The organism is Mangrovibacter sp. MFB070, assembly GCF_000705335.1.
GTDB lineage: Bacteria > Pseudomonadota > Gammaproteobacteria > Enterobacterales > Enterobacteriaceae > Mangrovibacter > Mangrovibacter plantisponsor.
Genome location: NZ_JJMI01000040.1, coordinates 1 through 2,559, shown reverse-complemented (window position 1 = coordinate 2,559; position 2,559 = coordinate 1). Strand labels below are relative to the sequence as shown.

Here is a 2,559-nt window from a genome sequence, read left to right as displayed (position 1 = left end):
ATCGGGTCCTGGGTGGTAAACCGGCCCACCTCCGGTTCATAGTAACGGAACAGATTATAGTGCAGGCCGCTTTCATTATCCTGGCACTGCCCGGCAAAACGCAGGGGCTGGGCGTAAGCCGCGCCGGTGCGCAGCCCGGCACTGCCGGGTGTCTGGCCGCGCAGTTTCCCGAAGGTGTCGTACTGCCCGGACCAGCGCAGGTTACCGTCAGCATCGGTGACTTCCAGCGGTGCGCTGTTCAGGTCGGTGTGCAGCCAGTAAATATCGGCCTGCGGTGCGTTGCCCGCCTGCTCAATGGCAGCCAGCGGTGCCCACGGGCTGGCCGGGTCATAACTCCAGGTGCGGCGGGTGGCGTTATCCCGTTGCTCCTGCAGCAGGCGGTAGCCCTGCCACAGGAAACGGGTGGTTTCCGTTCCCCGGTTGCGGTAATCGACAGTTTTGCGTATCCGCCTGCCCAGCGCATCGTAATGATAGTGTGCGGTGAATTCACCTTCCGGGCCACGGCCACGGGCGCTTATCAGGCGGTTGTCGGCATCATACGCATAATGCTGCTCATGCTGGCCATGACGGCGGCTGACCAGGTTACCCCAGGCATCATAGCGGTAAAATAACTGCTGCCAGGTGGTGAGGCGGTTACTCACAATGGCTGCGGGCTGTTGCCGGGCACCAGCGGAACTGAGCGGGTCTTCACCCAGCAGGTTATCGGCCAGGTCGTAATGCAGGTGGCGGCTGCGCAGGCTCTGCCGGGGTTCCGTGTGCTGCTGCAGGCGGCCTTCGGCATCATAGCCGTAGTGTGTCTCGCCACGCAGTGCATCACTCACCCCTTCCAGCTCGCCACGGCCGGTATAGCGGAACACCCGCCACAGCAGGCCTTCTTCCGGTTTGCTGATCGTTCCGTTGCGGAAACTGCTTTGCCAGCGGCGGCGGCCAAATTCATCGTACTGCCGTTGCTGAAACAGTGAGCCCTGAGTGCGCCCGGTTTCCCGGTGTAACCTGTCGCGGGTAAACTCACTGACCAGTTGCTGGTTAAATTTGATGGCACTGGTATGCCCTGAGCCATAATACAGCCACTGTAACTGGTCACCCTGTGGCAGGGCCAGGGACAGCAAATTCGCCAGCGCATCCCATTCATAATCCAGTTTGCCATTCACGCCCTGTTCAGACAGCAGGTTACCAGCGCTGTCGTAGTGCAGTTGTACGTGGTTGGGCTCGATTTAGTTTATCTTCCGCCACATGTTTTTCATTTTCTCGTTATTTTATCCTATTTAATAAAAGCAGGGCGGGTCTGGAGATGATCTGCCCTGCTTTTATTTTAAGTGCTTTCCATTAGTTTACGAACATGATAGCTAGAGTGAGGGCTTAATGGAGGAAGAACGCTCGCTTCTTTTTCTGTTATAGGAAATTCATTTCCAAAAACATCCACTTTCTTACATCCATCACCTAACCCATAGGAAAAATAAATATTATCTACTCCACTAGGAGTGTAATTACTTTGGTGGCCGATGATTCGCCAGTCCGCATCTTTTTCATATTTTTTATCAAACAAAAGATAACTATCTAAAACAAATGGTGGAATTAGTCGATGCGCTGATTCTATTATATCTTGATTGATTTTATTTTCTTCGGAAATGAAATTGAAAATTTCAACAATATGACCAACGATAGATTTTGATATAATTCTGCCAAAATAATATTTACCATCCCCAAGGGAGAAGCAAAATATATCACCAGGTTTTACAAAGCGCAGCATCGTTCTTGGCTTTTTATCCCATTCCCAAAATTTAATATTACTCATCAGCATCCCCTCTTACCTTTTAGTCCAGAACCGAATTTCTTGCTATCATAAGTATCTTTAAACGCCTTTGCTCTAGCATCGGTTCTACTATGATCAAAGGAATTATATTTATTACCTCGATTTTTTGAGGATATTTCATCACCAATAATACCAGTCTTAGTTTTATATTCTTCTATATAGAACTGTTCATACCCCCTAGCCTGACCATAATTAACATTAGTTTCAATTGGCCTCATACTTGCGCCTGGAGATAAACGACCAGTACCTAAGTGCTCAATCGTCCGTCTTTCGATATCGTTCGTAATACCAATGTAATATGGTTGTGTTGCTCCAGGATCGAATAAGCCATAAACATGGTAGCCAGGAGCATCCACTGCGGTTAATCCTAACGGATCCACCCACCCCAGCACATTCGGCGCATACTGATACAGGTTCCAGCCACCGGCCAGCCCAATCGGGTCCTGGGTGGTAAACCGGCCCACCTCCGGCTCATAGTAACGGAACAGATTATAGTGCAGGCCGCTTTCATTATCCTGGTACTGCCCGGCAAAACGCAGGGGCTGGGCGTAAGCCGCGCCGGTGCGCAGCCCTGCACTGCCGGGTGTCTGGCCGCGCAGTTTCCCGAAGGTGTCGTACTGCCCGGACCAGCGCAGGTTACCGTCAGCATCGGTGACTTCCAGCGGTGCGCTGTTCAGGTCGGTGTGCAGCCAGTAAATATCGGCCTGCGGTGCGTTGCCCGCCTGCTCAATGGCAGCCAGCGGTGC

General features: G+C 51.9%; 2 protein-coding genes and 1 pseudogene. All 3 read right to left on the bottom strand.

The annotated features are described in order from the left end of the window. Positions 1–1,214, bottom strand: a pseudogene (locus DT73_RS19490) (RHS domain-containing protein); the annotation flags it as partial. A 98-nt stretch (positions 1,215–1,312) separates the two neighbouring features. Next, entirely contained in the window at positions 1,313–1,795 is a 483-nt protein-coding gene (locus DT73_RS19485; RefSeq protein WP_036113715.1) for an immunity 26/phosphotriesterase HocA family protein, read from the bottom strand. Beyond that, a partial coding sequence (locus tag DT73_RS19480) for an RHS repeat-associated core domain-containing protein (protein WP_036113710.1) occupies positions 1,795–2,559 on the bottom strand: 765 nt, incomplete at its 5' end. The genes DT73_RS19485 and DT73_RS19480, both read right to left, overlap by 1 nt.

Bases quoted from the DNA above. Each gene is read 5' to 3' on its own strand.
- DT73_RS19485 (WP_036113715.1), bottom strand. From the start codon at position 1,795: ATGAGTAATATTAAATTTTGGGAATGGGATAAAAAGCCAAGAACGATG.